At 71.3% G+C, this 25,355-nt stretch carries 29 protein-coding genes; 16 read left to right on the top strand and 13 right to left on the bottom strand.

The features are described from left to right. Positions 1–13: 13 nt before the first annotated feature. The 3 genes from AB0B68_RS13290 to AB0B68_RS13280 all read left to right on the top strand — a co-directional run bounded on the left by AB0B68_RS13290 (position 14) and on the right by AB0B68_RS13280 (position 1,895). Positions 14–1,231 carry an Imm21 family immunity protein gene (locus tag AB0B68_RS13290; RefSeq protein WP_357260022.1) on the top strand — a complete coding sequence of 406 codons (1,218 nt, stop codon included), beginning with the start codon at positions 14–16 and terminating at the stop codon, positions 1,229–1,231. 128 nt (positions 1,232–1,359) lie between these two features. Further along, complete coding sequence (locus tag AB0B68_RS13285) at positions 1,360–1,641, top strand: type II toxin-antitoxin system prevent-host-death family antitoxin (RefSeq protein ID WP_357196060.1); 282 nt, start codon at positions 1,360–1,362, stop codon at positions 1,639–1,641. Beyond that, positions 1,638–1,895, top strand: coding sequence for a Txe/YoeB family addiction module toxin (locus AB0B68_RS13280; protein ID WP_357196057.1), 258 nt, complete (start codon positions 1,638–1,640; stop codon positions 1,893–1,895). The genes AB0B68_RS13285 and AB0B68_RS13280 overlap by 4 nt, the downstream gene beginning before the upstream one ends. A 98-nt stretch (positions 1,896–1,993) precedes the next feature. Here the strand turns inward: AB0B68_RS13280 and AB0B68_RS13275 are convergent, their stop codons facing one another. Together AB0B68_RS13275 and AB0B68_RS13270 are read right to left on the bottom strand one after the other, a co-directional pair. Beyond that, positions 1,994–3,181 (bottom strand): FAD-dependent oxidoreductase, encoded by a 1,188-nt coding sequence (locus AB0B68_RS13275; RefSeq protein ID WP_357260019.1) that lies wholly within the window; start codon positions 3,179–3,181, stop codon positions 1,994–1,996. A gap of 82 nt (positions 3,182–3,263) precedes the next feature. Continuing rightward, positions 3,264–4,208, bottom strand: a complete 945-nt coding sequence (locus tag AB0B68_RS13270; protein ID WP_357260016.1) for an RNA polymerase sigma-70 factor — start codon at positions 4,206–4,208, stop codon at positions 3,264–3,266. Positions 4,209–4,373: 165 nt separating this feature from the next. Between AB0B68_RS13270 and AB0B68_RS13265 the strand changes: the two genes are divergently transcribed. Further along, a complete protein-coding gene (locus AB0B68_RS13265) occupies positions 4,374–4,967 on the top strand; it encodes an HD domain-containing protein (RefSeq protein ID WP_357260013.1) in 594 nt (197 codons plus the stop codon). A gap of 6 nt (positions 4,968–4,973) precedes the next feature. Here the strand turns inward: AB0B68_RS13265 and AB0B68_RS13260 are convergent, their stop codons facing one another. The 4 genes from AB0B68_RS13260 to AB0B68_RS13245 form a co-directional block, all read right to left on the bottom strand. Further along, positions 4,974–6,194 (bottom strand): MFS transporter, encoded by a 1,221-nt coding sequence (locus AB0B68_RS13260; protein ID WP_357260009.1) that lies wholly within the window; start codon positions 6,192–6,194, stop codon positions 4,974–4,976. A gap of 75 nt (positions 6,195–6,269) precedes the next feature. Beyond that, positions 6,270–6,749, bottom strand: a complete 480-nt coding sequence (locus AB0B68_RS13255; RefSeq protein ID WP_357260006.1) for a hypothetical protein — start codon at positions 6,747–6,749, stop codon at positions 6,270–6,272. 9 nt (positions 6,750–6,758) lie between these two features. Then, complete coding sequence (locus tag AB0B68_RS13250) at positions 6,759–7,232, bottom strand: GNAT family N-acetyltransferase (RefSeq protein WP_357260003.1); 474 nt, start codon at positions 7,230–7,232, stop codon at positions 6,759–6,761. Between the two features lie 10 nt (positions 7,233–7,242). Then, complete coding sequence (locus AB0B68_RS13245; protein WP_357260121.1) at positions 7,243–7,845, bottom strand: TetR/AcrR family transcriptional regulator; 603 nt, start codon at positions 7,843–7,845, stop codon at positions 7,243–7,245. Between the two features lie 171 nt (positions 7,846–8,016). Here AB0B68_RS13245 and AB0B68_RS13240 point away from each other — a divergent pair, with 171 nt between their 5' ends. The 4 genes from AB0B68_RS13240 (at position 8,017) to AB0B68_RS13225 (ending at position 11,168) form a co-directional block, all read left to right on the top strand. Continuing rightward, positions 8,017–8,571, top strand: coding sequence for a Uma2 family endonuclease (locus AB0B68_RS13240; protein WP_357259999.1), 555 nt, complete (start codon positions 8,017–8,019; stop codon positions 8,569–8,571). Between the two features lie 41 nt (positions 8,572–8,612). Next, the gene (locus tag AB0B68_RS13235; protein WP_357259996.1) at positions 8,613–9,407 is read left to right on the top strand and encodes a methyltransferase domain-containing protein; all 795 of its coding nucleotides are present in this window, start codon (positions 8,613–8,615) and stop codon (positions 9,405–9,407) included. A gap of 454 nt (positions 9,408–9,861) precedes the next feature. Further along, complete coding sequence (locus AB0B68_RS13230) at positions 9,862–10,131, top strand: hypothetical protein (RefSeq protein ID WP_124859437.1); 270 nt, start codon at positions 9,862–9,864, stop codon at positions 10,129–10,131. Further along, a complete protein-coding gene (locus AB0B68_RS13225; protein ID WP_357259993.1) occupies positions 10,131–11,168 on the top strand; it encodes a hypothetical protein in 1,038 nt (345 codons plus the stop codon). The genes AB0B68_RS13230 and AB0B68_RS13225 overlap by 1 nt, the downstream gene beginning before the upstream one ends. Positions 11,169–11,215: 47 nt before the next feature. Here the strand turns inward: AB0B68_RS13225 and AB0B68_RS13220 are convergent, their stop codons facing one another. After that, the gene (locus tag AB0B68_RS13220; protein ID WP_355580151.1) at positions 11,216–11,746 is read right to left on the bottom strand and encodes an SRPBCC family protein; all 531 of its coding nucleotides are present in this window, start codon (positions 11,744–11,746) and stop codon (positions 11,216–11,218) included. Then, positions 11,747–12,058 carry a metalloregulator ArsR/SmtB family transcription factor gene (locus AB0B68_RS13215; protein WP_355009751.1) on the bottom strand — a complete coding sequence of 104 codons (312 nt, stop codon included), beginning with the start codon at positions 12,056–12,058 and terminating at the stop codon, positions 11,747–11,749. A gap of 98 nt (positions 12,059–12,156) precedes the next feature. Between AB0B68_RS13215 and AB0B68_RS13210 the strand changes: the two genes are divergently transcribed. Beyond that, positions 12,157–13,086: an LLM class F420-dependent oxidoreductase gene (locus AB0B68_RS13210; protein WP_357259990.1), complete on the top strand. Its 930-nt coding sequence runs from the start codon at positions 12,157–12,159 to the stop codon at positions 13,084–13,086. 33 nt (positions 13,087–13,119) lie between these two features. Here the strand turns inward: AB0B68_RS13210 and AB0B68_RS13205 are convergent, their stop codons facing one another. Then, positions 13,120–13,542, bottom strand: a complete 423-nt coding sequence (locus tag AB0B68_RS13205) for a hypothetical protein (RefSeq protein WP_357223898.1) — start codon at positions 13,540–13,542, stop codon at positions 13,120–13,122. A 189-nt stretch (positions 13,543–13,731) separates the two neighbouring features. On the opposite strand from AB0B68_RS13205, the gene AB0B68_RS13200 reads away from it, so the two are divergent. The 3 genes from AB0B68_RS13200 to AB0B68_RS13190 all read left to right on the top strand — a co-directional run bounded on the left by AB0B68_RS13200 (position 13,732) and on the right by AB0B68_RS13190 (position 16,738). Continuing rightward, positions 13,732–14,415, top strand: coding sequence for a hypothetical protein (locus AB0B68_RS13200; protein ID WP_357259987.1), 684 nt, complete (start codon positions 13,732–13,734; stop codon positions 14,413–14,415). After that, complete coding sequence (locus AB0B68_RS13195) at positions 14,412–15,683, top strand: FAD-binding protein (protein WP_357259984.1); 1,272 nt, start codon at positions 14,412–14,414, stop codon at positions 15,681–15,683. Before AB0B68_RS13200 ends, AB0B68_RS13195 begins: the two co-directional genes overlap by 4 nt. A gap of 143 nt (positions 15,684–15,826) precedes the next feature. Beyond that, on the top strand, positions 15,827–16,738 hold the full coding sequence (locus AB0B68_RS13190) for an alpha/beta hydrolase (protein WP_357196014.1): 912 nt from the start codon (positions 15,827–15,829) through the stop codon (positions 16,736–16,738). Between the two features lie 142 nt (positions 16,739–16,880). Here AB0B68_RS13190 and AB0B68_RS13185 read toward each other — a convergent pair whose 3' ends face one another. Next, positions 16,881–18,032 carry a site-2 protease family protein gene (locus AB0B68_RS13185; RefSeq protein ID WP_357259981.1) on the bottom strand — a complete coding sequence of 384 codons (1,152 nt, stop codon included), beginning with the start codon at positions 18,030–18,032 and terminating at the stop codon, positions 16,881–16,883. A 147-nt stretch (positions 18,033–18,179) separates the two neighbouring features. Beyond that, entirely contained in the window at positions 18,180–19,034 is an 855-nt protein-coding gene (locus AB0B68_RS13180) for an alpha/beta fold hydrolase (protein WP_357196008.1), read from the bottom strand. Between the two features lie 151 nt (positions 19,035–19,185). On the opposite strand from AB0B68_RS13180, the gene AB0B68_RS13175 reads away from it, so the two are divergent. From AB0B68_RS13175 to AB0B68_RS13160, 4 genes are read left to right on the top strand one after another with little or no spacing between them, the layout of a single operon-like run. After that, on the top strand, positions 19,186–20,085 hold the full coding sequence (locus AB0B68_RS13175; protein ID WP_357259978.1) for an ABC transporter ATP-binding protein: 900 nt from the start codon (positions 19,186–19,188) through the stop codon (positions 20,083–20,085). A 1-nt stretch (position 20,086) separates the two neighbouring features. Beyond that, positions 20,087–20,887, top strand: a complete 801-nt coding sequence (locus tag AB0B68_RS13170) for an ABC transporter permease (protein WP_357259975.1) — start codon at positions 20,087–20,089, stop codon at positions 20,885–20,887. 26 nt (positions 20,888–20,913) lie between these two features. Further along, positions 20,914–22,041 (top strand): histidine kinase, encoded by a 1,128-nt coding sequence (locus AB0B68_RS13165; RefSeq protein ID WP_357259972.1) that lies wholly within the window; start codon positions 20,914–20,916, stop codon positions 22,039–22,041. Then, positions 22,038–22,670 (top strand): response regulator transcription factor, encoded by a 633-nt coding sequence (locus AB0B68_RS13160; protein ID WP_357195996.1) that lies wholly within the window; start codon positions 22,038–22,040, stop codon positions 22,668–22,670. The genes AB0B68_RS13165 and AB0B68_RS13160 overlap by 4 nt, the downstream gene beginning before the upstream one ends. A 16-nt stretch (positions 22,671–22,686) precedes the next feature. On the opposite strand, the gene AB0B68_RS13155 is transcribed toward AB0B68_RS13160, so the two are convergent. Both AB0B68_RS13155 and AB0B68_RS13150 read right to left on the bottom strand, forming a co-directional pair. Next, a complete protein-coding gene (locus AB0B68_RS13155; RefSeq protein WP_357195993.1) occupies positions 22,687–23,598 on the bottom strand; it encodes a L,D-transpeptidase in 912 nt (303 codons plus the stop codon). Between the two features lie 75 nt (positions 23,599–23,673). Next, positions 23,674–25,119: an alpha-amylase family glycosyl hydrolase gene (locus tag AB0B68_RS13150; protein WP_357195990.1), complete on the bottom strand. Its 1,446-nt coding sequence runs from the start codon at positions 25,117–25,119 to the stop codon at positions 23,674–23,676. Positions 25,120–25,355: the final 236 nt, after the last annotated feature.

The following is a 25,355-nucleotide window of genomic DNA, read 5'->3' as shown; positions in this document are numbered from 1 at the left end:
GCGGGAGCGCGTGGTGACGATCGAGGCAGAACGGCCAGCCGACCGGCTCGCCGACATCGCCGAGCGGGCCGAAGCCGTACTCGTGGACTTCGACGGGCCGATCTGCCGCCTGTTCGGGAGCAAGGCCGCGCCGCGCGTCGCCGCCGACCTGCGTCAGTTGATTCTCAGCCGGGGCGTCGTCCTGCCCGACGAGTTACGCGACGGAGACGACCCGCTGGCGCTGTTCCGCGCGACAGCTGCCTTCGCGCCCGAGCTGGTGGGCGTCGTTGGTGCGGCCCTGGCATCGGCGGAGGTCGAGGCGGCGGCGTCCGCGGAGACCACCATCGGAGCCTTCGACCTGGTCAGGGCATGCCTGGCGACCGGGCGAAGCCTCGCTGTCGTCAGCAACAACTCTGCCGCCGCCATCGGTGCCTACCTCGGGCGCCGCGACCGGGCCCGCTACTTCGCCGCCGTCGTCGGGCGGGGCGAGCATCCCGATCTGCTGAAGCCCGACCCGACGCCCGTTGTGCAGGCCCTGCGGGCGCTGAAGGTCGCACCCGGTGCCGCTGTTCTGGTCGGTGACTCGGTCACCGACGTCGAGGCCGCCCGAGCAGCCGGTGTCGCCTGCATCGGGTACGCCAACAGACCCGGCAAGGCCGAACGCCTCACCGCCGCCGGTGCCGACGCGATCGTGACCGACATGACCGACCTGGCCTCGGTTCTCGCTCGTACGCGCACGCCGGTCAGCCTGCTGCCGTGGGTCGACTCGGGCGGCGGGCCGCTCATCGTCGTGCCGACGAGCGCGCTCGGCGAGTGGAAGGGCGCGTCGGACGACGACGATGACTCCTGGGGTGACTACGACCGGGCCTGCCGGGTCGACGGTTACGTGGGGGTGCTTGACGTCGGTGCCGCCCAGGCGCTCGTTCTGGCCGACGAGCCAGCCTCCACCACGTACCTGCCGGACCGGCGGATCTTCGTGCGGTGGCTGTACGCCGAATCCGAGGCAGAGGTTGTCCGCCTCGTTCCCCGGGCGGTCGAGATCGCCGACTGGAAGGACGCGGGTACGTGGACGACCAGCGGGCCAGCCGAGTTGTTCGACTCCGCCTACACAGGTGACGGGTTGGAGCACACCACCCACCTCACCGTTGACCTGGCCCGTGGCACCTACCTGATCCGCACCGCTCTCGTGCAACCCGACGAGAGGACGGCGCTGATGCTGGTCCACCTGGTCGAGCAGACGCGGCCGGTCTGAGCGACCCGAACAGCTCTGAACAGGCCGGCGCCCGGCAGGGCTCCGGCCCGCCCAACGCCCTCACACGGCCGGACTTCTGTCACCTTGCATCGTCGGGCCGAGGTACAGTTTTCTGTACCCACCTGGAGGTGATCGTGCGAACCGTGAACTTCACCCAGCTTCGGCAGAACCTGGCCGCCGAACTCGACAGTGTCATCAACGACGCGGAGGAAGTGGTGGTGACCCGGTCAGGCCACGAGCCGGTGGTGATCGTGCCGCTCGCTGAGTACGAGTCGATGAAGGAAACCGAATACCTCCTGCGTAGCCCGGGCAACGCCGCCGCTCTGCGCCGATCGATGGCGGAGTTGGAGGGCGATGATGTGGTCGAGCGCGACCTGATCGACCCGGCAACGGTGCGAGACGTCGCATGAGACTGGTCTTCACCGCGACTGCGTGGAGCCAGTACCTCAGTCACACGGACCGTAAGTTGGTCAAACGCATCAATGACCTCATCGCGGACGCCATGCGCAACGGGTACGAAGGCATCGGCAAACCGGAGCCCCTTCGGGGAGAGCTGTCCGGCTTCTGGTCCCGCCGGATCGATCGTGAACACCGGCTGGTGTACCGGATCACCAAGGATGACGTCGAGATCATCGCCTGCCGATATCACTACGGCGACAGCTAGCAAGTTCGGAGCGCCGACCGGTTGGCGGCGAGGCCTCGCAACTCCGCCTACCTCGACGCCACTGATGCCGCCGAGCACCACACCGATTGCACGTCCGTTCACGAGGTGGCCGTGTGGATCTCCGATTGGGTCGGGACGATGCGGTGGCGGCGGACCGGGTACAGGACCGGGTGGGCGATGCTCCAGGCGGCGCCCGCGCAGACGAACTCCTTGTACCGGGCCGCCAGCTTCCCGGTGAGCTGCGCCGGCCTGGCCCGGTCGTCGGCGGTCACGTACTGGATGATGCCGTCGCGGCGGCCGAGGCTGATGCACTGGTTGAAGTAGCGCAGCGGGGCCTTGGGGAACTTCGCCCGACCGGTCAGGCGCGCGGCGATGGCGTCGGCGGCCTGCCAGGCCATCGGGATGCCCGAGGCGCAGGACATCCGCAGTGGCTTGCCGCCCGGTCCTTCGGCGATCGCGGCGTCGCCCACCGCGTACACCTCGGGGTGTGAGACCGACTGCATGCTGGCGTCGACGATGATCTGGCCGGTCTGCGCGACCGCCAGGGTCGTGGCGGCGGCGATGGGGTGCACGGCGAAGCCGGTCGTCCACACCGTCACCTGGGCCGGGATCTCCCGACCGTCGCGGGTGACAGCACCGTCCGCCTCGACCCGCGTGATGTCGGCGTGCTCGTGCAGTGTGATGCCGAGCCGGTCGCAGACGCCGCGCAGGTGCTGCTGCGCCTTGCCGTTGAGCCAGTCGCCGAGACCGCCGCGGGCGGCGAGCGCGACGTCGAGGTCCGGCCGGGTCTCCGCGATCTCGGTGACCGCTTCGAGGCCGGTGAGGCCGCCGCCGACGACGAGCACGGTCCCGCCGGCAGCGAGGTGGGCGAGGCGGTCGCGCAACCGCAGCGCCGAGGGCCTACCGGCGATGTCGTACGCGTGCTCGGCGACCCCGGGGACGCCGTGGTCGGCGGTGACGCTGCCGAGGGCGTAGACCAGCGTGTCGTACGCGATCTCGTCGGTGCCGTTGTCGTCGACGAGCGCGACGGTCCTGCGGTCGGCGTCGACGGCGGTGACCCGCGCCTGCCGAAGCGTCACGTCGGTGCCGGCGTAGACCTTGCTCAGTGGGCGTGGTGTGAGGTCCTGTCCGGTGGCGAGCTGGTGCATGCGGACGCGCTCGACGAAATCCGCGTCGGCGTTGACGAGGGTGATCTCGGTGTCGTCCGGGTGCAGCCGCTTGGCGAGACGCCCGGCGGCCATGGCTCCGGCGTAACCCGCTCCGAGGACGACGATGCGGTGCTTCATGGTGGCACTCCTGTCTCGGTGGTGGTCGCTTCCTGAACCGGACAGCGACGCGATTCCTGACAGGAGTCGGCTATGAGCTGGATCACCAGACGCGGAGGGTGGGCTCCTCGTGCTCCGAGGCGGACCACTGCCGGGTGGCGCGGACGAGCTTGTCGGGGTTGACCTGGTTGTGGATGGCCGCCACGCCCTCGGGCGTCACCTCCAGCGACATCACGCCGATGACCCGGTCGTCGATCACGACCACCACCGCCGGAGCGCCGTTGGCGGTGGCGACGTGTACGGCTGGGCTGCCACCCACCAGGTCCCGTTTGACGTCGGTCGGCTTGAACAGGCCGCGCAGGAACTTCGCCACCGCCAGTGCGCCGACGATCGGCGCGGACCGGGCCGGGATCTTGCCGCCACCGTCGGCGGTGCTCGTCGCGCCGTCGGTCAGCAACTCCACCAGCCGCTGGATCTCGCCGTTGTTGGCCGCCGTGAGGAACTCCGCGACGACCTTCCGGGCGGTGGCGCGGTCGACCTCCGCGCGGGCCCGTTCGGCGGTGACGTGCTGCTTGGCGCGCCGGTAGGTCTGCTGGCAGTTCGACTCGGTGATGCCGAGGATCTCGGCGATCTCACCGTGCGGGTAGCCAAAGGCCTCCCGCAGCACGTACACCGCTCGCTCGTTGGGTGACAACCGCTCCAGCAGGGTCAGCACCGCCATCGAGACGGACTCGCGCTGCTCGGCGGTGTCGAGCGGGCCGAGCATCCGGTCCCCGCCGAGGACCGGCTCGGGCAACCACGTGCCCACATAGGTCTCCCGCCTGGCCCGCGCCGAGGTCAGCTGGTTGAGGCACACGTTGGTGAGGACCTTCGTCAGCCACGCCTCGGGCGTCTCGACGTGTTCCCGGTCCGCGCCCTGCCAGCGGAGGAAGGTGTCCTGAACGGCGTCCTCCGCGTCGCTGGCCGAACCCAGCAGGCGGTAGGCGATCGCCTCCAGGCGGGGCCTGGAGTGCTCGAACACCTCGACCTCGTCCGGGCTGAGCGGCATGGCTAGACAGTATCCGGGCGGGCGGCGCCGCCGTCCCGGTGCCCGTCCCACCGCTCGCGCCATGATCAAGTGACGAAAAGTAGCTTTGAGCGCTGTTCCTGACCTCTTTTTCATCACTTGATCAACGGATCGCACGGCGCGCGTGGTGGTCGTACCCTTGCCGCTGTGACGTCCGATCCGTTGCGCCGCGCCCTCACCGCACCCGCGGACCCGCCGCTACGGCACCTGCCCGACCAGGTCGTCGCCCTGCTGGAGGTCCTGGACGCGCCGCCGCGCCTCGCCGCGCACCTGCGGGCCGTGCACGACGTGGCCGCGCAGCTCGCCGACGCGATGGCGCACCGGTTCCCGCAACTCCCGTTCGACCGCGAGGCGGTGCTCTTCGGCGCCGCCACCCATGACATCGGCAAGGTCCGGCACCCGGAGGAGTTGTCCGGGCCCGGTTCCGCGCACGAGCCCGCCGGTTACGAGCTGCTGCTCCAGCATGGCGTCGGCGAGTCGTCGGCCCGGTTCGCACGCGACCACGCGTCCTGGCACCAGGACAGCGTCGGCGTCGACGACCTGCTGGTCAGCGTGGCCGACAAGGTGTGGAAGGGAAAGCGGGTCACCGACCTGGAAGAGCTGCTCGTGGACCGGCTGGCCGACGCCACCGGCCGCGAGCGCTGGTCGGTCTTCCTCGACCTGGACGACATCCTCGATGAGATCGCCGCCGACGCGGACCGTCGACTCGCCTTCCAGGCGACCCATCCGGTACGCGGGTGAACCCGGTCAGCGGCTCGCCGGACCCGTCCCAGCCGTCCGGCGTGGTGTGGACGCGGTCGGCGTCTCGTCGTACGGCGTCGACCGGCGGCGGAACGTCGCCATCACCACGGCGGTCAGGCAGATCGCCGCGGCTGCCATGAGCGGCGGGCGGGCACCGAGGTGGACGGCCGCGGAGCCGAGCGGAATCGCCACGACGAGCGGTCCGAACATCGCGGTGTTGGCCGTCGCGGAGACCCGTCCCAGCAGCGCTGACGGCGTGTGGGTCTGTACGGCGGTCACCGCCGCGACCAGGGTCCAGGGCAGCCCGACGCCGGCCACCACCGCCCCGACGACAGTTGCCGGCCACCACGGCAGGCAACGCGTCAGGCAACCGACCGCGAACAGCGCCGTTCCGGCGACACCGATGGCCACGGGACCTCTCGCCGCGATGAGCCGGCCGACGATCAGGCCACCGAGAACGGAACCCGCGCCCTGCGCGCTGGCCAGCACACCGAGGAACGTCGTCGGCAGGCGTAGCTCGGTCACGACGATCGCGTAGATTCCCGCGGTCGTGAAGCCGGACATGGCTATCGACACCGCGGCGAGCACGACCGCCAGCCGGGTCGCTCGCTGTCCGAACAGGACCACCATTCCGGCACGTGGGCCGTCGCCGCGTTCGGGGGGCCGGCCGGTGGGCGCACCGTTGAGGCGAAGGAGCGCGTACAGGGTGGCGACCAGGACCGGCATGGCGGCGCTGAGGACGGCGACCGCGTGGCCGCCGCGCCACCCGTAGAGGCCGGCCCCGGCCAGGGGAGCGACGAGCTTCATGCCCTCCTGCGCGCTGGAGCGCCACCCGTTGACGTCACCGAGTTCGGCCGGCGCGAGTGCCGACGGCAGCAACGCCGTCTCGCCGGCGTCGATCAGCACGTAGCTGACGCCGTAGGCGCACGCGACGGCGAAGATGAGCCATGTCTGCCCCGGCCCGCGCACCGCGAGGAGCGCGAGCAGGGCGGCCGCCAGCATGAGGTTGACGGCGATGACCAGCGGCCGCCGGGCCGCCCGGTCGAGCAGACCGCCCAACCACGGGCCGGTGAGCACCGGGGCGTAGACGCAGAGCCCGGCGAGGGCGGCGAGGCTGGTGGAGCCGGTGAGGTCCAGGATCCAGATGCCGGCGACCAGGGACATGGCGCTGCTGCCGAAGCCGGACAGCAGGGAGATCGCCACGAACAGGCCCGCGTTGCGACGCATGAGCACTCCGAGTTGAGTCGAGGTGACTCATATCCTCAAGCTTGAGCGGAGTGCGGGCAATGCCGCTGGCCCTTGTCAATCAACCGTTGACAGGGCGACGTCGATCTTCCTCGCGGCGGTCCGCGCCGGCGCGGGCAGTCGCTCACCCGCTCCGGCGAGATCGGTGGTGAGGTGCAGGGCCAACGCGTGCAGCGAACCCGGGGCCGCGTCCAGCGCGGCGTCCACGGTGCTCCGGACGAGCGCCGCTCGACGAAATCGGCTGTCCCACCGCTGGTCGGCCCCGATCCACCGGGCCAGGTCGGCCACCGCCGCCCGCAGCGCCGCGATCTGCTGAGGCATCCGGAGGTCGAGCTGCTGCCGCCGGGACCACCGTGCCGCCACCAGCCGTTGTCGACGCTGCTCGGCGGCCTGCCGGCTGCCGAGGCCGAGTGCCGTCGCGATCTGAGCCCACGTCGCACCGTCGTGGCGTGCGCGGTCGATGAGCTCCAGCTCCTGCTCGTCCAGGCAGGCGCGGGTGGCGCGGACCTCCGCCAACCGGGCCAGCTCCGACGTCATCCGTCAACGTTACATTGACACTGTTGGAGTCTGGGCGGCGATCGCCTTGGGGGCGCGAACCATGAACACGTCCACCGCATCCTCGGTGTCGAGGGTGAAGCCGTGCCGCTCGTACAGGCTGCGGGCCGGGCTGCCCCGCAGCACGTTCAGCCGGACCGGCGTGCCGGCGCTGTCGCACCGACGCAGCAACTCGCGCAGAACTGCCGTGCCGATGCCACTGCCCTGTAGCCGCGGAGCCAGGTAGAAGTGCTCCAGCCAGTGGGCGTCCGCGGCGGGCCGCAGCGCCACGCAGCCGGCGAACGCGCCGTCCACCTCGACGACCCAGGTGTACGCCGGTGCGAAACCGTCCCGCAGGCGCTGCCGCACCCGCTGTTCGTCGTACCGCCCGAGCCGCTCCAGATCGGCCCGCAGTACCACCGCCCGCAACTCGGCCACCGCCTCGACGTCCGCCGCCGAGGCCGGCCGAAGCTCCCAGTTCGCCATGATCAATAAGCTATCGCGGCCCGGTGGCCTCGTGTTGGCGCAGCCCCGCGACGAGGAGTTCGACCATGCGACGCGCGTCATAGCGAGGTTCGCCGGCGCCGATGCAGAGATTGCCGACACCGCGCAGCAGCTCAAAGGCCCTCACGTCGGGGCGGATCTCGCCAGCCGCGGCAGCGGCGTCGAGCAGTTGGGCGCACACCGGCAGGAGCCGGTCCAGGAAGTAGGCGTGCAGCGCCTCGAAGGCCGCGTTGTCGGACTGTAGCGCCTCGGCGAGGCCGTGCTTGGTGACCAGGAAGTCGACGAAGATATTGATCCACTGGGCGAGGGCGGCGTGCGGTGTGTCGCTCTCCGCCAACAGCGTCGGCCCGGCCTCCGCGCACGCCTCGACCTGGTGTCGGTAGACGGCGACGATGAGGTCGGCGCGGGTCGGAAAGTGGCGGTAGATGGTGCCCACACCGACGCCGGCCCGGGTGGCGATGTCCCGTACGGGCACGTCCACGCCCGAGGTGACGAAGGCCGAGGCGGCGGCGGCCAGCAGTGTCGCCTCGTTGCGCCGGGCGTCGGCCCGCTTCCGCGGGGTCGGCCTCCCTGGTTCGCCGTCGATGTCGACCAACGCGCCGTTACCTCCGTCACTCGGCAAACGGAACAGTGTCCCGTGTCATTGTTAGCGGAACGAGGTTCCACTTGACCAGGATGCCAGATCGGGTGGACCAGTCGCCACCGCCGCGGACACCGCGCCTTCGGGTGCGGTGCTCGGCACCGCTGGTCACCTAGGATGAGACCCATGAGCGCTGAGGCTGTCGGCATGCACATGCCCGCCGTTGTGACGCTCGCAGACGTGGCGGCGATGAACGCCGCCGATCCGAACGGTCACCGCTATGAGACCAGCCCCGAGGGGGTCCTGTCGGTCATGCCGCCGCCCGATTCGGAACACGCCATGATCGCCAGCCGCCTCTTCGCCTGGCTGATCGTGGCCGGGTGGCCTGCCGAGCACGTGCTTCAGGCGGTCGGTGTGCGCATCTCCGGACCGGACGGTGACGGTGGCCGCATCCCCGACGTGAGCGTCTGGCGTAAGCCGCCGTCCCGCAGCGTCTGGGCCACTGTCGCCGACGTCGTACTCGTCGTGGAGATCGTCTCGCCGGGCTCGGAGGCGATGGACTCCGTGACCAAGGTCCGCGAGTACGCGTCGGCGGGGATCCCGCAGTACTGGGTCGTCGATCGGGACGGCGCGCAGACGGTCACCCTCCACCGGCTGAGCAGGGACGGCAGCTACGAGACGCGGGCACGGATGCCACTGGCCTGGCTGCTCCAGACCGCCCCCGCCGATCACCTCGACTGAACGCCAGCATCGACGGCCCTGACCTGTCGTATCTTTTCGGGATGGTGCAGCCGGTGTGGGCGAACGGTGACGCGTACGAGGCGTACGTGGGTCGGTGGAGCCGCCTGGTCGCTGTGGAATTCCTGCGCGGGTTGGCCGTTGCGCCGGAGCGGCACTGGCTCGACGTGGGCAGCGGCACCGGAGCACTGACCTCGACGATCCTCACCCACAACGACCCCGCCGAGATAACCGGCATCGACCCGTCGGAGGGCTTCGTCGCTGTCGCGCGTACCCAGGTCACCGACCCCCGAGCGGCCTTCCATGTTGGTGACGCCCAAGCGCTGCCGCTGCCCGATCGCGTCGCGGACGTGGTCGTCAGCGGATTGACGCTCAATTTCGTGCCGGAGCCCGCGCGGGCGGTGGCGGAGTTCGCCCGGGTGGTCCGGCCGGCCGGGGTGGTGGCCGCCTACGTCTGGGACTACGCCGAGGGAATGGCGATGATGCGGCACTTCTGGGCCGCCGCCGCACAGCTCGACCCGGCCTCGGCGAAGCGGGACGAGGGGAACCGCACCACCGTGTGCCAGCCCGACGCGCTCCGCACGCTGTGGGAGCGGGCCGGGTTGCGGGACGTGTCGGTCTGGCCGGTCGACGTACCGACGACCTTTACCAACTTCGCCGACTACTGGGCACCGTTCCTCGGCGGTCAGGGGTCCGCCCCGGGGTACGTCGCGACGTTGGCCGAATCCGACCGGGCCGCGCTGCGGGAGTTGCTGGCGACCCGGCTTCCGATCGAGCCGGACGGGTCGATCCGGCTCACCGCGCGGGCCTGGGCCGTGCGGGGCACGCCGCCCGAGTAACCCGTCGCGCCAAGCCCTTCCCGAGCCTTCCGGGCTCTTGTCGCAATTCGGACAAGACGGTAAATCCCCTGGTAGGGCACCCTTGGGGCAGGTGGAGGTAGACGGGTGGCGGGCCACATCCCGATCCTCCGGCCCGGTGGGGACAACATCGTCCGCACCGGTGCCGCCCTCACCCAGCCCGGCCTCGAAGCCGTGGCGGTCACGGCACAGCTGCCGTGCCGATCGCGCGTACGACAGGCCGTGGCTGTCACCGACACCCCTGCGGGCGCCCGCAGCGGTGCCTCCGCCCATCGGGACAAGGACGTCAGCACGATCGGCAGTCAGGCAGCGCCGTCCGCCGGTCGTGCCCGCCGTCCCCGTGCCCCGCCGGCCTTTCGCACTGTGGACCCCGCCGGGGTCCGGCGTCGCTCGACCGCGCGCCGAGGCCCGGCGACCGAGCAAGAAAGGGCCCGACATGGCCGCTCCCACTGCAACCGCAGCCCTGAACGCATCCGTCTTCGCGCCGGGTGACCAGATGCTGCTGACCGTCACCTACTCGGACGCCGACACCAAACCGCTGACCGTCACCATCGTGGTCACCGACGCGCAGGGCAACAGCAGCGCGCCGGTCAAGGTCACCGCGGTCATCGACCCGCTCACAGTCACCGTCACCGACAACTCCGGACGTACCTGGACCCGGGTCTCCGACAACGGCTCCGTGGCCGTGTATCGGTCGGTGGCGTGATGCCCAGGGTCACCGTCCAGGTCCGCGACGCCGCCGGCAACACCGCGACGGCGGCCGCCGACTACAGCCTGAGCCAACCCGTGCTCGGCGGCTACTACCTCTCCGGAGGCGCCGACCCGACCGCCGACATGGCCGGCGGCAACTTCCGGTCGCTCACCCAGTACCGCAGCTTCGCCGACGGTTTCATCTTCCCCGGCTACAACCGGCCCTGGCTGGTCAACCTGGGTAAGGCCGGTGTGCAGATGAACATGGTCCTGGAGTTGAAGAGTTACGGCGCCCCGAACTACGGGCCGCAGAGCATCACTGTGGACGGCGTCAGCTACACGGTGCCGGCCCCGTCGATGACCATCCAGCAGCGCCCCGGCACCACCTGGCCGAGGGCGTACGGGTACAACCAGGTGATCAAGGGGCAGTGCGACGGGTTGTTCGCCCGCGCCCTGTCGCAGTACCGGGCGCTCGGTTTCGGGGTGAACATCCAGCTCGCCTCGGAACTGGACACCGATCACGAGTTCGGCACCACCGAGGACGGGAAGGCGTACACCTGGGCCGAGTCGGACGCTCGCGCGGTGCAGGCGATGAACTACATCCTGACGTGGTTCAAGGCGCGGACCCTGCCCACCGGGACGACCTTCTCGGTGGGGTTGGGCGGCTTCGACCGGGAATGCTTCCAGCGCACCCACCCGGAGTCGCTGATGTCCCGCCTCGACTACCTCCAGTGGAACGTGTACGGCACCAACGCCAGCCACACCGCGCTGGCCCGGTTTCGGCGTACCAAGGACTGGGCGGTGGCGGATCTCGGCCCGGTGGCGCTGTCCCGACCCGTGATCATCGCGGAGTGGGGCGTCAGGGTCGCCGAGATTCCGAACCAGGCCGCCTGGATCGCCACCGTCCCGCCCGCGATCGCCCAGCTCAACGCCGAGCGCGGGCCACGGATCGTGCGCACCAACTACTTCAACTCCGGCTGGGGCACCCTGGTGCCGAAGGCGGCCGGGTTGACCGCGCTGCGCGAGGCGTACGCCAAGCGGCCGTACGTCTGACCGGGTTCCGGCGGCTCCGGGCTCCGGGGCCGCCGGAACTGCACCGGTCAGCCCTCACCGAGCCGTTCGGCGTACGCGTCGCGCAGCTCGGGCCAGCCGAAGTCCTTGGCCTCCGCGCCGCGGATCGGGCCGACCGGGTCGCCGTCGAGCAACCGGTCGGCCACGTCGAGGCAGAGGTGCCAGCCGGCCGCGACCATCGGCAGCATGCCCCGGTCGGCGACGGTGTGCCGCAGGGTGAGCCGGGTGCCGCTGCCCAGCGGGCTCAGCTCCCAGCGCAGCAGGTCGTCGCCCCAGGTGTACTCCAGCAGGTGCGGCGGCTCGGCCCGGCGTACCGTCGCCGGGTCCTCCTGGGTGGTCTCGCCGTCGACGAGGGTGAGCACGGCGGCGCCGGCGTTGCCGAGATCGCGGTCGGCGAGGAACGGCGCCCACTGCGCGAGCTGGGCCGGGTCGGTCAGTGCCGCCCAGACGGTGGCTGGCGGATGCCGCAGGTCGCGGACGAAGACGAGGGTCGCGCGAGCGTCGTTTCGCTCGGCGCGCACGTCGGCGGGTGGGCTCGGGCGGAACGCGTCGCGGTCCATTCACTGCTCCTGACTGTCGAGGTGCCGTTCCAGGGCGTCCAGGTGTCGGGCCCAGAGCCGCCGGTACGGGTCGAGCCAGCCGTCGACGACCCGCAGCGGGCCGGGGTCGAGGCGGTAGATCCGCTGTCGGGCGGCCGTCCGGCAGGTGACGAAGCCGGCGTCGCGCAGCACCCGCAGGTGTTTGGAGACGGCTGGCTGGCTGACCCCGAGCCCATCGACCAGCTCGCCGACGCTGCGTTCGGCGTCGCGGAGCTGATCGAGGATCCGGCGCCGGGTGGGCTCGGCGAGGACGGTGAAGGCGTCGGTGGACACCTTCCCAATATGCCTCGTCCGTCATATGACTGTCAAAGCATATGACGACGGTCGTCGTCCCGACGCGCCACCGCCGATCGGCTCCCTATGCTCGGATCATGGAACTTCGGATCTTCACCGAGCCCCAGCAGGGTGCCACCTACGACCAGTTGCTCGCCGTCGCCCGCTGCGCCGAGGACGCCGGCTACGGCGCGTTCTTCCGGTCCGACCACTACCTGAAGATGGGTGACGTCAGCGGCGAGCCCGGCCCCACCGACGCGTGGACCACGCTCGCCGGCCTGGCCCGGGAGACCAGCCGCATCCGGCTCGGCACGCTCATGACCGCCGCCACCTTCCGGCTGCCCGGCCCGCTGGCGATCACTGTGGCGCAGGTCGACCAGATGAGCGGCGGCCGGGTGGAGCTGGGCATCGGCAGCGGCTGGTACGCCGAGGAGCACAGCGCGTACGGCATCGCGTTCCCGCCGCTCGGCGAGCGGTTCGACCGGCTGGAGGAGCAGCTCGCCGTCATCACCGGGCTCTGGGCCACGCCGCCGGGGGAGCGGTTCGACCACGACGGCCGGTACTACCCGGTCCGGAACTCGTCGGCCCTGCCAAAGCCCGTGCAGCAGCCCCGTCCTCCGATCCTGCTCGGCGGTACGGGCCCGAAGCGCACCCCTCGGCTGGCCGCCCGCTACGCGGACGAGTTCAACCTGCCGTTCGCCTCGGTGCCGGACACCGCGGCGCAGTTCGACCGGGTACGCGCGGCCTGCGTCGAGATCGGCCGGGACCCGGCCGAGATGGTCTGGTCCAACGCCCTGGTGCTCTGCTGCGGGCGCGACGACGCCGAGGTGGCCCGCCGCGCTGCCGCCATCGGTCGCGATCCGGACGAGCTGCGGGCCAACGGTCTGGCCGGCACGCCCGCCGAGGTGCTGGACACCATCGGCCGGTACGCGGAGATCGGCAGCGAGCGGCTCTACCTCCAGGTGCTGGACCTCAGCGACCTGGAGCACCTGGAGCTGGTCGCCGGCGAGGTGATGGCGAAGCTCTGACTCGGCCGGGTGGCCGTGGGACGACCTCGCCGGTCAGGCCCGGTGGAAGTTTGTCCCGACCGCGCTCGGGTCGCCCAGCACGGTGTCCAGCCGCCCGTCGCGGTCACTGTCCACGTAGGTGATGTCCGGGATCCCGTCACCGTCCACGTCGATCTGGACGACGTCGGCGACGCCGTCACCGTCGAGGTCGGTGACCACCTCCACCGAGCCGTCCAGGTGACGCGTCACGATCGACTGCGCGCCAGGAGCGCGCGGCGGCGGGCCGGGTGCCGGCACCGGAGTCGGGGCGGGCGCGGGCGTCGGTGTGGGCCGAGGACCGGGCGTCGGCGACGGGTGGCTCGAAAACTCGCCGGCCGGCGGCGCGCTGGCCTGCTCGACCTCGGTGCCGGTCGGGTCCAGCTCCTCCTCGGAGGGGAAGACGTCGCCTCGTGCGGCCGGATCACGGTAGCTGCTCATGGGCGTAGGGTTCCCCGACGACGACGAGAACAACCGTGCCCGATCGACCGGTGTCCCTGGTGCCCGGTCTGGCGGAAGATGTCGGGACCGACGCCACGGTCATGAAACGGGGGTCCGAGCGTGGAACTGCGCCGGAATCGGGGGGCCCGTGCGCTCGCCTCGGTGTGCGTACTCGGTGGAGTGCTTCTGTTGGTCTATCCCAGCGACGGCGCCCTGCTACGGACGATCATCGCGGTGGGGGCGATCGCGCTCGGCGCGGTGGCGCTGGTCAGCGCGATGCGGCCGTTCCGGTTCGGGATCCACTCGGATGGGCTCAGCATCCGGCGTCCCGGCCTGCGCCGGGAGATTCGGTGGGACGAGGTCGACACGCTGGTCCTCGACGAGCCGCCCCGACGCGACGGCTACGCGAGCCCGCCGCGACTGTTGCTGGTTCCTGTGCAGGGTGTGCCCCGTGAGCTGGTGACGGCGCGCCATCCGTCCGACGGTCGCCCGGCCATCGAGTTGCTCGTCCTCGACCAGGTCCGTGAGCAGCCCGAGCAGGTGTCGGCCGCGTTGACCCGCTATGCCGGCGACCGGTTCGTCGACCTGCTCGCGGTGCGCCGCGCCGCCTTCGAGGCACCGGAGCTCATGATCGGTCTGCGTGGCTACCAGATGGACCGGGTCGACCGGTTGATCCGACGCGGCCAGGACGCGCTGATGTCCGGGGACACGTCAGCCCGGCAGGCGGCCCGCGGGGAGATCGAACGCGCCACCAAGGCTGGTCTGCCGATCGCCCAGCGTGGCTACAACACGTCCGAGACGGATACCGTTCTGGGTGCCCTCGTCGCCGCGTTGGCCGACCAGCAGAGCACCGATCGGGAGACCGCCACATGACCGCGCAGGGACCGCACACCGCGTCGACCACTGACGTTCCGCGCCGCAACTGGGCCGGCAACGTGCGGTACGCCGCGAAGGCGTTCCACCGCCCCACCTCTGTCGACGAGCTGCGCCGGCTCGTCGCCGGCAGCAGCCGGATCCGGGCGGTGGGCAGCGGGCACTCCTTCAACCGTCTCGGCGACACCGACGGTGACCTGGTCAGCCTCGCCGGGCTGCCCCCGGTCGTCGAGGTGGACCACGAGCGCGGGCAGGTCACGGTGAGCGGCGCGATGCGCTACGGCGACGTCGCCCGACAGCTGCACACCCAGGGGTACGCGCTGGAAAACCTCGCCTCGCTGCCGCACATCTCGGTGGCCGGCGCAGTGGCCACCGCCACCCACGGCTCCGGTCAGACCCACGGCAACCTGGCCAGCGCGGTCGCCGGCCTCGAACTGGTCACCGCCGACGGTGACCTGCTGCGGGTCGACCGCGACACCGACACGTTCGCCGGCATGGTGGTCGGGCTCGGCGCACTCGGCCTGGTCACCCGCGTCACGCTGGACGTCGTGCCGACCTTCGCGCTGCGCCAGTACGTACGCCTCGACCTGGACCGGACGGCGTTGGACGAGGCGCTCGGCTCGGCGTACAGCGTGAGTGTCTTCACCGACTTCCGTACCCCCCGGCTGCGCGAGGTGTGGCGCAAGCAGGTGGCCGACGAGCCGTCACCCCCGGCGGACTGGCTGGGCACCACGGCTGCCGACCAGCCTCGGCACCCGGTGCTCGGGATGCCGGCGGAGAACTGCACCCCGCAGCTCGGCGAGCCGGGCCCGTGGCACGAACGGCTGCCGCACTTCAAGCTCGGCTTCACCCCGAGCAGCGGCGACGAGCTGCAGTCCGAGTATCACGTCGCGCGTACGGCGGCGGCAGACGCGCTCGCCGCCCTGGACGACGTGGCGGACCTGATCGCCCCGGTACTGCTGGTGTCCGAGCTGCGGACGGTGGCGGCCGACGATTTGTGGCTCAGCCCGAACTACCGGCGCGACAGCTTCGTGCTGCACTTCACCTGGGTCGACGACACCGCGGCGGTGCTGCCCGTGGTGGCCGCCGTGGAGGAGCGGCTGGCGCCCTTCGCGCCCCGCCCGCACTGGGGCAAGGTCTTCGTCACCGACCCGGCCGAGCTGTCCGCCCGCTACCCGCGCTACGACGACTTCGCCGCGCTCCTGGCCGACCTGGACCCGAAGGGCACGTTCCGCACCGAGGCCATGGACCGCTACTTCCCCCGGTGACGCGGCGCGTGTCATAGCGCGGCGGCATGGGGCGGCTGGGATTGGTGGGGTGCGAGACCCTGAGCGGACACTGACGTCTGTCGATGAGTCTCATCGTCCGGTCCCCGTCCCGGGACCGTCGGCTCCATCCCTCGGAGCGAGACATGCAGCCCGTACCCGCCATCATCACCGAACCAGTCGTCCCTCGCCCCCGCCGCGGTCTGCGCTGGGCGCTCGCCCTGGCCGTGCTCGGCGCCGGACTGGGCGCAGCGGCGCCGGCCGCCCACGGCGCCGCCAGCCCCTACGAGCGCGGCCCGGCCCCCACCGTGGCCAGCATCGAGGCCAGCCGAGGCGCGTTCGCCATCGCCCAGAGCACCGTCGCGGCCTCCAGCGTCAGCGGTTTCCGGGGCGGGACGATCTACTACCCGACCAGCACCGCCGAGGGCACCTTCGGCGCGGTGGCGATCTCACCCGGCTACACCGCCACCCAGTCCAGCGTGGCCTGGCTGGGACCGCGCCTCGCCTCGCAGGGCTTCGTGGTGATCACGATCGACACGTTGTCCCGCTACGACCAGCCGGCCAGCCGGGGCACGCAACTGCTCGCAGCCCTGGACTACCTCACCAACACCAGCGGCGTGCGTACCCGGATCGACCGCAACCGGCTCGCCGTGATGGGGCACTCGATGGGCGGCGGCGGCAGCCTCTCGGCGGCGAACTCACGACCGCAGTTGCAGGCCGCGATCCCGCTGACCGGCTGGCACACCGTCAAGAACTGGTCCGGCGTACGAGTGCCGACGCTGGTCGTCGGCGCGGAGAACGACTCGGTGGCGCCGGTCTCGTCGCACTCGGAGCCCTTCTACACCAGCCTGCCGTCCACGCTGGACAAGGCGTACCTGGAACTCAACAACGCCAGCCACTCCGCGCCCACCTCGACGAACGTGACGGTCGCCAAGTACAGCATCTCCTGGCTGAAGCGCTTCGTGGACGACGACACCCGCTACGACCAGTTCCTCTGCCCCGCACCCCCAGCCTCAGCAACCATCCAGGAGTACCGAGACACCTGCCCCCACTCCTGACCCCGCAATCCCTGCCCCCCGCCCCCGCCCCCGCCCCCGCCCCGCCCCCGCCCCCGCCTCGGCCCCCGCCTCAGCCCTCCGCCTCGGTTGATCATGAAGTTATTGCCACTCGGCACGGCGTGTCGGCGCAATAACTTCATGATCAACGGGGTGGGGAGGGGGTGGGGTTGGGGGTGCGGAGGGTGCTGCGTTGGACGGCGCGGCTGATGTCGCTGGGGGAGACGATGCCGGTCAGGTGGCCGTCTTCGGTCACCACCAGGGCGCGGCCGTCGGCGCACTCGGAGAGCCGGGGGAGCAGGTCGTTGAGCTGTTCCCCGGGCTGGGCCAGCACCAGATCCTCGGCCCGGCAGGCCACCTCGGCCAGCGTGGTCGACGCCCGCCGCTCCGGCGGCACGCCCCGCACCCGATCGACGGTGACCAGCCCGGTCGGCCGGCCGTCCTCGGTCAGCGGCAGCGCCGAATGCCGGTACGCGAACAGGTAGTGGTCGACGAAGTCCGCGACAGTCATCTGCGCCGAGGCCGTCTGCGGCTGCGGGGTCATCACGTCGCCCACCCGGATCCCGCGCAGCGCGGTGCCGGTGCGGGCCTGCCGCTCCTCCATGCCGGCTGCTCCGATCAGGAACCAGCCGATCAGCGCCAACCAGAGCCCACCGAAACCGACACCGGACAGGAACTGCCACAACCCCAGGCCGATCAGCAGCACACCCAGCACCCAGCCGGCCCGAGCGGCGACCACTGACGCCCGGGTCCGGTCGCCGGTGGCCTTCCAGACCGCGGCGCGCAGCAACCGGCCACCGTCCAGGGGCGCGGCCGGCAGCACGTTGAAGACGGCCAGCAACACGTTGATCCCCGCCAGCCAGGCCACCGCCCCGAACAGCAGCCCGCCCTGCCCGGCCAGCGCGAGCAACGCCGCGATGGCACCGAAGAACGCCCCGATCAGCAGGCTGACCAGCGGGCCGACGCCTGCGATGCGCAACTCCGCGCCCGGGTCACGCGGCTCGCCCCGCAACTCGGCCACGCCACCGAACAGCCACAGCGTGATGCCGTCGACCTCCAGCCCGTTGCGTTTGGCCACCACCGCGTGCGACACCTCGTGGGCGAGCAGGCCGAGGAAGAAGACCACCGCCGCGGCCAGGCCGGCGAGGGTGTACGCCACGGGCGAGCGGTCCGGGTACGAACGGGGGAACTGGTTCGCGGCCAACCCCCACGCGATCAGCGCGAAGATGACCAGCACACTCCAGTTGACACCGACCGGCACTCCTGCGACCCGGCCAAGCCGGAAACTGGCCCTCATCGCACAGAGGTACCCCGCCAGGACGCCGACATGCCGCACCGCCAGCGTGGTCTTGCGTGATCAGGTGATGAGAAACAGCTGTCAGAGACATTCCAGAGCTGTTTCTCATCATCTGATCATGGCAATCGGGCAGGGCGACCAGCCGGGTCAGCGGCGGGGGGTTTCGCTGGCGATTGTCGCCTCGCGGGGCAGGGCCGCCGCGCGCAGCGCCCAGTCCAGCGCGTAGTCGGCGATCGGCTCCCAGCCGGGTTGTCCGACGGTGAAGTGCGATCGGCCGGGGAACTGCTCGTACGCGGTGAGGGCCCGGGACTTCTGGTAGAGCCCGGCGTTGGCGCGGACCACCGACGCCGGCACCACGTGGTCGGCCTCGCCGGCCATCAGCAGCAGCGGTGCCCGGTCGGTGCGCCCGACGTCGACCCGGGCGGGTGAGCGCGGGTCGACGTTGGCGAAGGCGCCCTCGAAGAAGACCCGGCCGGCGCCGGGGACGGCGTAGCGCTGCCAGGCCCGGTCGGACTCCTCGCGGCTCATCGTGTTGCCGAAGGTGTAGGCGAAGTCGTCCTGGGTGAACGGGACGGCCTTGCTGCGGTTGGCGGGGCTGCGCAGGATCGGGAAGCCCGAGCGCAGCTGACTCAGCGGCACCTTGAGCACCCCCTTGATCGCCGCGGGGTGCACCCCCACCACTGCCGCGCCGAGACCCCGGTCGGCGAGGACCTGGGCGAACAGGCCGCCGAACGAGTGCCCCATGATGATCGGCGGTCGGGGCAGTGCCCGGATGATCTTGTCGTAGTGCGCGACGATGGTGGCCATGCTCTGCTCGGCGATGGGGCCGGGGTCGTCGCGCAACTGCTCCACGGACCGGTCCATGCCGGGCCAGGCTGGGGCGATGACGTGCATACCGCGTTCGGTGTACCGCTGGGCCCACCCCTCCCAGCTGCGCGGCGTCATCCAGAGCCCGTGGATCAGCACGATCGTGTCGACCTGACCCTGCGGCGTGGCACCCATCGCGTCCTCCCGGTGTCGCGGCTTCGGCCCGGCGGTTACCCGCTGCCGGGCGGGGAAACCCTCCGGGGGAACAGGCCCCTGACAAATGTCACGGTCGGAGCGTGACGACCGCTCCGGGCATCGGGGTACGCGCCGCCGGAGCATGACTGGCATGACCAGTACGCATCCGGCTGTCGAGTTGGACGGCCTCACCAAGAGTTTCGGGGCGGTCACCGCTGTCGACGGGTTGAGCCTTCGGGTGCAGCCCGGCGAGGTGGTGGCGTTCCTCGGCCCGAACGGCGCGGGCAAGACCACCACCATTGACATGCTGCTCGGGCTGTCCCGCCCGGACACTGGCACCGTCCGCGTCCTCGGTGGCACCCCTGACGACGCGGTGGCCCGAGGTCGCGTCGCCGCCGTACTCCAGACCGGTGGGCTGCTCAAGGACCTCACCGTGGGCGAGACGGTGCGGATGACCGCGCACTTCTACCGGCACACCCGCCCGGCGGCGGAGGTGCTGGAGCGGGCCGGTATCACCGACATCGCCGACCGGGTGGTCGGGCGCTGCTCGGGTGGTCAGCAGCAGCGGTTGCGCTTCGCGCTGGCCCTGCTGCCCGACCCGGACCTGATGGTGCTCGACGAGCCGACCACCGGCATGGACGTCGAGGGTCGGCGCGACTTCTGGCAGGCCCTGCGCCGTGACGCCCGGCGCGGACGGACAGTCATCTTCGCCACCCACTACCTCGACGAGGCGGACGCGTACGCCGACCGGATCGTGCTGGTCCGGCAAGGACGCATCGTCGCCGACGGCACCACCGCGGAGATCAAGAACCTGGCCGCCGGCCGTACCGTGCGGGCCACCCTGCCCGGTGCCGACCAGGCCGCGCTCGCCGCGCTGCCCGGCGTGGACGCCGTCGAGGTGCGCGGCGACAGCGTGCTGGTACGGACCGGCGACTCGGATGCCGTCGCCCGGCACCTGCTGACCCGGACCGCCGCCCGGGACGTCGAGATCATCTCCCGCAACCTCGAGGACGCCTTCCTCGCCCTGACCACAGCGCAGACCGGAGCCTGAGATGACCACCTCCACCCCCACCCGCGCCGCTGTCACCGAGCCGGACCGTCGGCTGCCCGCGCTGGGCGGGTTCGCTCCCGGCGCCCTGGGCATCGAGCTGCGCCGGGTGCTGCGCAACCGCCGCACCCTCGCCTTCACGCTGATCATGCCCGGCGTCTTCTTTCTCATCTTCGGCCTGCCGCAGGGCGGGCAGTCACTGGACAACGGTCGGCCGGTGACGGCGTACGTCATGATCAGCCTGGCCGTCTACGCGGCGATGGTGGCCACCACCAGTGTCGGTGGCGCGGTGGCCACCGAACGGGCCCTGGGCTGGAGCCGACAACTGCGGCTCACCCCGCTGCGCCCGGCGGCGTACGTGGCGACCAAGCTGATCACCGCGATGAGCCTCGGTCTGCTCGCGGTGGTCGTCGAGTTCCTGGTGGGTGCCGTGGCCGGCGTTCGCGTCCCGGCGTACGTCTGGCTGCTGTCCGGGCTCGCCGCCTGGATCGGCTCGCTGGTCTTCGCCGCGTTCGGTCTCTTCATCGGCTACCTGGCGCCGGCCGAGAACGTCATGCAGATGATCGGCCCCGTGCTGGCGGTGCTGGCCATGTTCGGCGGACTGTTCGTCCCGGTCGAGGTGTTGCCGGACGTGCTCCAGCAGGTCGCGAAGTTCACCCCGGTGTACGGCATGGGCGTGCTGGCCCGTGCCCCGTTGACCGGCGACGGGGTGAGCATGGCGGCGGTGGCGAACCTCGTCGTCTGGGCGCTGCTGTTCGGCGTCGGCGCGGCCCGGTTGTTCCGCCGGGACACCGCGCGGGTCTGAGCGACCGGGCCGCTAGCGTGAACCCGATGGACCTCCCGAGCGGGCAGCGGCCGGTGAGCCGCCACTGGCGGGTCACCGGCTGGCTGCTGGCCGCCGTCTGGCTGTTCTTCCTCAACGTGCCGCTCGCCACCGCCCTGCACCAGCCGGAGCTGTGGCGGCGGCTCCTCGGTGTGGTGGCCCTTGTCGTCTTCGGCATCGGTTACGTGTTGCTGTTCCAGTGGGCGCGCAAGCTGCGCCAGTCGATGTCGCCCATCCCGGCCGGCCGGGCTCGGGCCGGGCTGGCGCTGCTGCTGGCGGTGGGCCTGGCCAGTCTCCCGGGCACCGGAGGGGACTGGCTGGCCACCCTGGTCTACGTGGCCGCGGCGGCGGTCTTCCTGCTGCCGCTGCGGGAGGCGTTGGCCGTCGTCGTGCTCTGTGCGGTGACCCCGGTGTTGGCGTCCCGGCTGGTGCCGGGGTGGGAGGCGGAGAACGGCATCGTCTTCGCGGTGCTGCTCGCCTCGTTCGCCATGTTCGGTGTGTCCCAGTTGGCGCAGCGCAACAGCGAACTCCGCGCCGCCCAACAGGAGATCGGTCGGCTCGCGGTCGCCGAGGAGCGGTCCCGTGCCGCCCGTGACCTGCACGACATCCTCGGGCACTCGTTGACCGTGGTGGCGATCAAGGCCGAGTTGGCCGGCCGTCTGATCGAGGTCGACCGGGACCGGGCCGCCACCGAGATCGCCGAGGTGGAGGCGCTGGCCCGGGCCGCGCTGGCCGACGTACGACAGACGGTCGGGGCGTACCGCGAGGTCAGCCTCGCCGCGGAGCTTGCCGGCGCCCGCTCCGCGCTGGCCTCGGCGGGCATCGCGGCGGACGTGTCGGCCGAGGTGCCCGAGCTGCCGCAGGAGTGGGACCGGTTGTTCGGCTGGGCGGTACGGGAAGGGGTGACGAACGTGGTCCGGCACAGCGGGGCGCGGTGCTGCGTCATTCGGGTGCACCCGGATCGGGTCGAGATCAGTGACGACGGTGGCGGGCCGTCCACTCCCGACCCGAGCGGGCACGGGCTGGTGGGCCTGCGGGAGCGGGCGCGGCGGCTGGACGCTGTGGTGACCGTCGGCCGGCGGCCGACGGGCGACGGTTTTCTGCTGCGGGTGCACGCGCCGGCGGAGGCCCGGTGAGCGGCGGCTCCACGCCGATCCGGCTGTTGCTCGCCGACGACCAGGCGCTGGTCCGGGGTGCACTGGCAGCCCTGCTCTCGTTGGAGGAGGACCTGACGGTGGTCGCCGAGGTCGGCCGGGGCGACGAGGTGGTGCCCGAGGCCCGACGCAGCGCTCCGGACGTGGCTCTCCTGGACGTGGAGATGCCCGGCCTGGACGGGATCGCCGCCACCGCGGCGTTGCGGGCCGCGCTGCCGACCTGCCGGGTGCTGGTGGTGACCACCTTCGGTCGACCCGGCTACCTGCGGCGTGCCATGGAGGCCGGTGCGAGCGGTTTCGTGGTCAAGGACACGCCGGCCCGGCAGCTCGCCGACGCGGTCCGCCGGGTGCACGCCGGGCTGCGGGTGGTCGACCCGACGTTGGCCGCGGAGACGCTGGCCGCCGGGCTCAGCCCGCTGACCGAGCGGGAGACCGAGGTGCTGCGGACGGCCCGGGGCGGTGGCAGCGTCGCCGACCTGGCCAGGGCGTTGCACCTGTCCGAGGGGACGGTACGCAACCACCTGTCGGCGGCGATCGGCAAGACCGGTGCCCGCAACCGGGCCGACGCGATCCGGGTCGCCGAGCAGAACGGCTGGCTGCTCGGCGAGTGACAGTGCGAGCCGGTGCTCAGGCGGTCGGCGGTGGGGCGGCCAGTTGGTCGACGACGACGACGCTGCTGCCGGGGCGGACCTCGGCGAGCAGTTCCCGTTGACCGCTGCGGGTCAGCCGGATGCAGCCGTTGGTGGTGTTCTCGCCCAGCTCGTCGTCGTTGTGCCAGGTGTGCACCCCGATGTGCGCGCCTTGCAGCCCGGACGGCACCGACTCGGGGTCGTCGGGCACCGAACCGAGGGCGTAGATGTCCACCCCGCCGTAGACCTCCTCCGGCGGTGGGGTGCGGCCCAGGATGAAGGTCCGCCCCAGTGGGGTCTCCTGGCCCGACTGGCCGAGGCTGACCTCCCAGGAGCGCACCGCCTTGCCGGCCCGGTACCAGGTGAGCCGGTGGACCTTGCGTTCCACCACGATCTGGTCGCGCAGCGGCACCGTCTCGAACCCGCCGGGCGGCAGCCAGGCGAGCCGGCGGTTGGCCGAGGGCAGCAGGACCGCCGTCCAGCCGGCGCGCCGCTGGGCGATCGGCATGGTCAGCTCGACGCCGCGGATGGTCGGTTCGAGGAAGGCGCGAGGCCGACCGCCGGGCGCGTCGTACGCGGCGATCCGTCTGGTCGGGTGCGCGCCGTCGGCCAGCGGTGTGACGTCCATGGTGAACGGATCGGCGGGGAACCCGCCGGGTGCGGGGTCGTAGTCGACAACCGGCAGCCCGTCCGGGGCGGGCGCGGCCGGGGGGATCGACTCCTCCGGGCTCTGCTCCACACTGCTCGGAGTGGGGTCGGCTGCCACCACGTCGCGGTCGTCGGGGGCCGTCGAGCTCGGGGTGAGGGCCTGGCCGACCAGCAGCGCGGTCACCAGCAGCGCGGGTACGCCGATCGCGGCGGCCACCCAGACGCCGCGACGGCGGGACGGAGTCTTTCGGTCAAACGGCACGAAACCACTCTATGGTGGCGGATGCTTCGGGGCCCCCGGTTCGGCGAGACCCGCCGTCCGGAGGCCCCGATCGCGTCAGACCCGCGCGCCGATGTGGATGGCCACCGCGTCGTGCGCCGGCACGTTCGCCGCGAACCAGCCGTTACCGTCCACCGTGATCACCGGACCGCTGCACGTCCCACCCGCGTAGGTGCCGTGGATGACGTCGCAGTACCGACCGGCGGGCAACCCCGTGTAGTAGGAGCGGCCGTTCACCGCGGCGTCCTCGTCGTTGACGGTGAGGAAGCCCTTGCCGCTGCGACTGAACGCGATGTGGTTGTTGCCGTTGTCGTACCAGTTGGCCACGCCGGCACCCTCGGTGGCGTTGCGGAAGCCGACCATGTTGGCGATCACCGGCCAGCGGTGTTCGCACTCCCAGCCGGAGTAACAGGTGGCGTTGAGCGTCTTGTTGGCGCCGTCCGACGGTGGGCCGGCGTCCCGGTTGCTGAAGGTGTAGCTGGACATGACGGTCGGAGAGCCGTACGGCCAGGCCAGCATGAAGGCGTTCGCCAGCGCGTAGATGCCCCGGTCGCGGTAGGTCAGCACCCCACCGGAGTCGCGCTGGGTGTCGTGGTTGTCGACGAACACCGAGGCCGGGCCGGTGGGCAGGTGCCCCCAGCCCTCGCCGAAGTTGCGCAGGTACGCCAACCGCTCGGAGCGGAACACCCGGGCCAGGTCCTTGCCGTAGCGGAACTCGTGCACGTCGCCGTTGCCGGTGTACTCGGTCGGCTGGACCGGCTCGCCGGCACCGTAGATGACCTCCTGCACGATGTACGCGGAGCGGGACAGCTTGCCCCTGATGGCGGCGATGTCGGCGGCCGGCATGTGCTTGCTGGCGTCCATCCGGAAGCCGTCGACGCCGAGCGAGAGCAGGTCGTTCAGGTACGAGGCGATCTTCGTGCGGACGTAGTCCGACTCGGTCTTCAGGTCCGAGAGGTTGACCAGTTCACAGTTCTGCACCTCGTACCTGTCGTTGTAGTTGGCGATGTCGTCGCCGCCGTTGCGCCCGCAGTGGTGGAAGTCCTGGGTCTGGTAGATGCCCGGGTAGTCGTAGTGCGAGTAGGTCGAGCCGGCCCAACCGGTGCCGCCGTTGTCCTGACCGGACATGTGGTTGATCACCGCGTCGACGATCACCTTGACCCCGGCCGCGTGGCAGGTGTTCACCATCGACTGGAACTGGGCCCGGGTGCCCTTGCGGGACTCGATCCGATAGCTGACCGGCTGGTACGCCAGCCACCACTGGTTGCCCCGCACGTGCTCCTGCGGAGGCGAGACCTGCACGTAGCCGTAGCCCTTGGGGCCGAGGGTGCTCTGGCACTCGCTGGCCACCGAGGGCCAGTTCCACTCGAAGAGCTGGACGATGACCTTCTTGCCGCCGGACGGGGCGGCGACGGCCGGGGGTGCCGTCACGGCGGTGGGGACGAGCAGGCTGGCGATCAGTCCGAGGGCGAGGAGCGCCGAACCACGTCGACGTCGGTGCATGGGGGACTCCTGACGGGAGCGGGAGCGGGGGAGGTGGTGCGGTGGGGGAGTGCCGGCTTGCCGGGATATTGCAAGCCTGACTGAAAATTGCTGAAAGGTTACAAGCGTGTTGCGGAGACTGTCAATGCATGGGCATTCGTCACTGTCCTGATCGGCGGGTGGGAGCGGGTGGAACGCACGGCCGCGCCCCTCGGTTCGATGTCGGCCCAGAAATTTCCTTCCGCAGGTGATCCGCA

Source organism: Micromonospora sp. NPDC049049 (assembly GCF_040649115.1).
Lineage (GTDB): Bacteria > Actinomycetota > Actinomycetes > Mycobacteriales > Micromonosporaceae > Micromonospora.
This window is presented reverse-complemented; position numbering and strand designations above follow the sequence as displayed.

Coding starts and splice junctions, on each gene's coding strand:
- AB0B68_RS13225 (WP_357259993.1), top strand. CDS start 10,131: ATGCCCAGGGTCACCGTCCAGGTCCGCGACGCCGCCGGCAACACCGCG.
- AB0B68_RS13170 (WP_357259975.1), top strand. CDS start 20,087: ATGACCACCTCCACCCCCACCCGCGCCGCTGTCACCGAGCCGGACCGT.
- AB0B68_RS13260 (WP_357260009.1), bottom strand. CDS start 6,194: ATGCGTCGCAACGCGGGCCTGTTCGTGGCGATCTCCCTGCTGTCCGGC.
- AB0B68_RS13175 (WP_357259978.1), top strand. CDS start 19,186: ATGACCAGTACGCATCCGGCTGTCGAGTTGGACGGCCTCACCAAGAGT.
- AB0B68_RS13195 (WP_357259984.1), top strand. CDS start 14,412: ATGACCGCGCAGGGACCGCACACCGCGTCGACCACTGACGTTCCGCGC.
- AB0B68_RS13185 (WP_357259981.1), bottom strand. CDS start 18,032: ATGAGGGCCAGTTTCCGGCTTGGCCGGGTCGCAGGAGTGCCGGTCGGT.
- AB0B68_RS13230 (WP_124859437.1), top strand. CDS start 9,862: ATGGCCGCTCCCACTGCAACCGCAGCCCTGAACGCATCCGTCTTCGCG.
- AB0B68_RS13190 (WP_357196014.1), top strand. CDS start 15,827: ATGCAGCCCGTACCCGCCATCATCACCGAACCAGTCGTCCCTCGCCCC.
- AB0B68_RS13280 (WP_357196057.1), top strand. CDS start 1,638: ATGAGACTGGTCTTCACCGCGACTGCGTGGAGCCAGTACCTCAGTCAC.
- AB0B68_RS13150 (WP_357195990.1), bottom strand. CDS start 25,119: ATGCACCGACGTCGACGTGGTTCGGCGCTCCTCGCCCTCGGACTGATC.
- AB0B68_RS13220 (WP_355580151.1), bottom strand. CDS start 11,746: ATGGACCGCGACGCGTTCCGCCCGAGCCCACCCGCCGACGTGCGCGCC.
- AB0B68_RS13255 (WP_357260006.1), bottom strand. CDS start 6,749: ATGACGTCGGAGCTGGCCCGGTTGGCGGAGGTCCGCGCCACCCGCGCC.
- AB0B68_RS13270 (WP_357260016.1), bottom strand. CDS start 4,208: ATGCCGCTCAGCCCGGACGAGGTCGAGGTGTTCGAGCACTCCAGGCCC.
- AB0B68_RS13165 (WP_357259972.1), top strand. CDS start 20,914: ATGGACCTCCCGAGCGGGCAGCGGCCGGTGAGCCGCCACTGGCGGGTC.
- AB0B68_RS13180 (WP_357196008.1), bottom strand. CDS start 19,034: ATGGGTGCCACGCCGCAGGGTCAGGTCGACACGATCGTGCTGATCCAC.
- AB0B68_RS13235 (WP_357259996.1), top strand. CDS start 8,613: ATGGTGCAGCCGGTGTGGGCGAACGGTGACGCGTACGAGGCGTACGTG.
- AB0B68_RS13210 (WP_357259990.1), top strand. CDS start 12,157: ATGGAACTTCGGATCTTCACCGAGCCCCAGCAGGGTGCCACCTACGAC.
- AB0B68_RS13205 (WP_357223898.1), bottom strand. CDS start 13,542: ATGAGCAGCTACCGTGATCCGGCCGCACGAGGCGACGTCTTCCCCTCC.
- AB0B68_RS13240 (WP_357259999.1), top strand. CDS start 8,017: ATGAGCGCTGAGGCTGTCGGCATGCACATGCCCGCCGTTGTGACGCTC.
- AB0B68_RS13275 (WP_357260019.1), bottom strand. CDS start 3,181: ATGAAGCACCGCATCGTCGTCCTCGGAGCGGGTTACGCCGGAGCCATG.
- AB0B68_RS13250 (WP_357260003.1), bottom strand. CDS start 7,232: ATGGCGAACTGGGAGCTTCGGCCGGCCTCGGCGGCGGACGTCGAGGCG.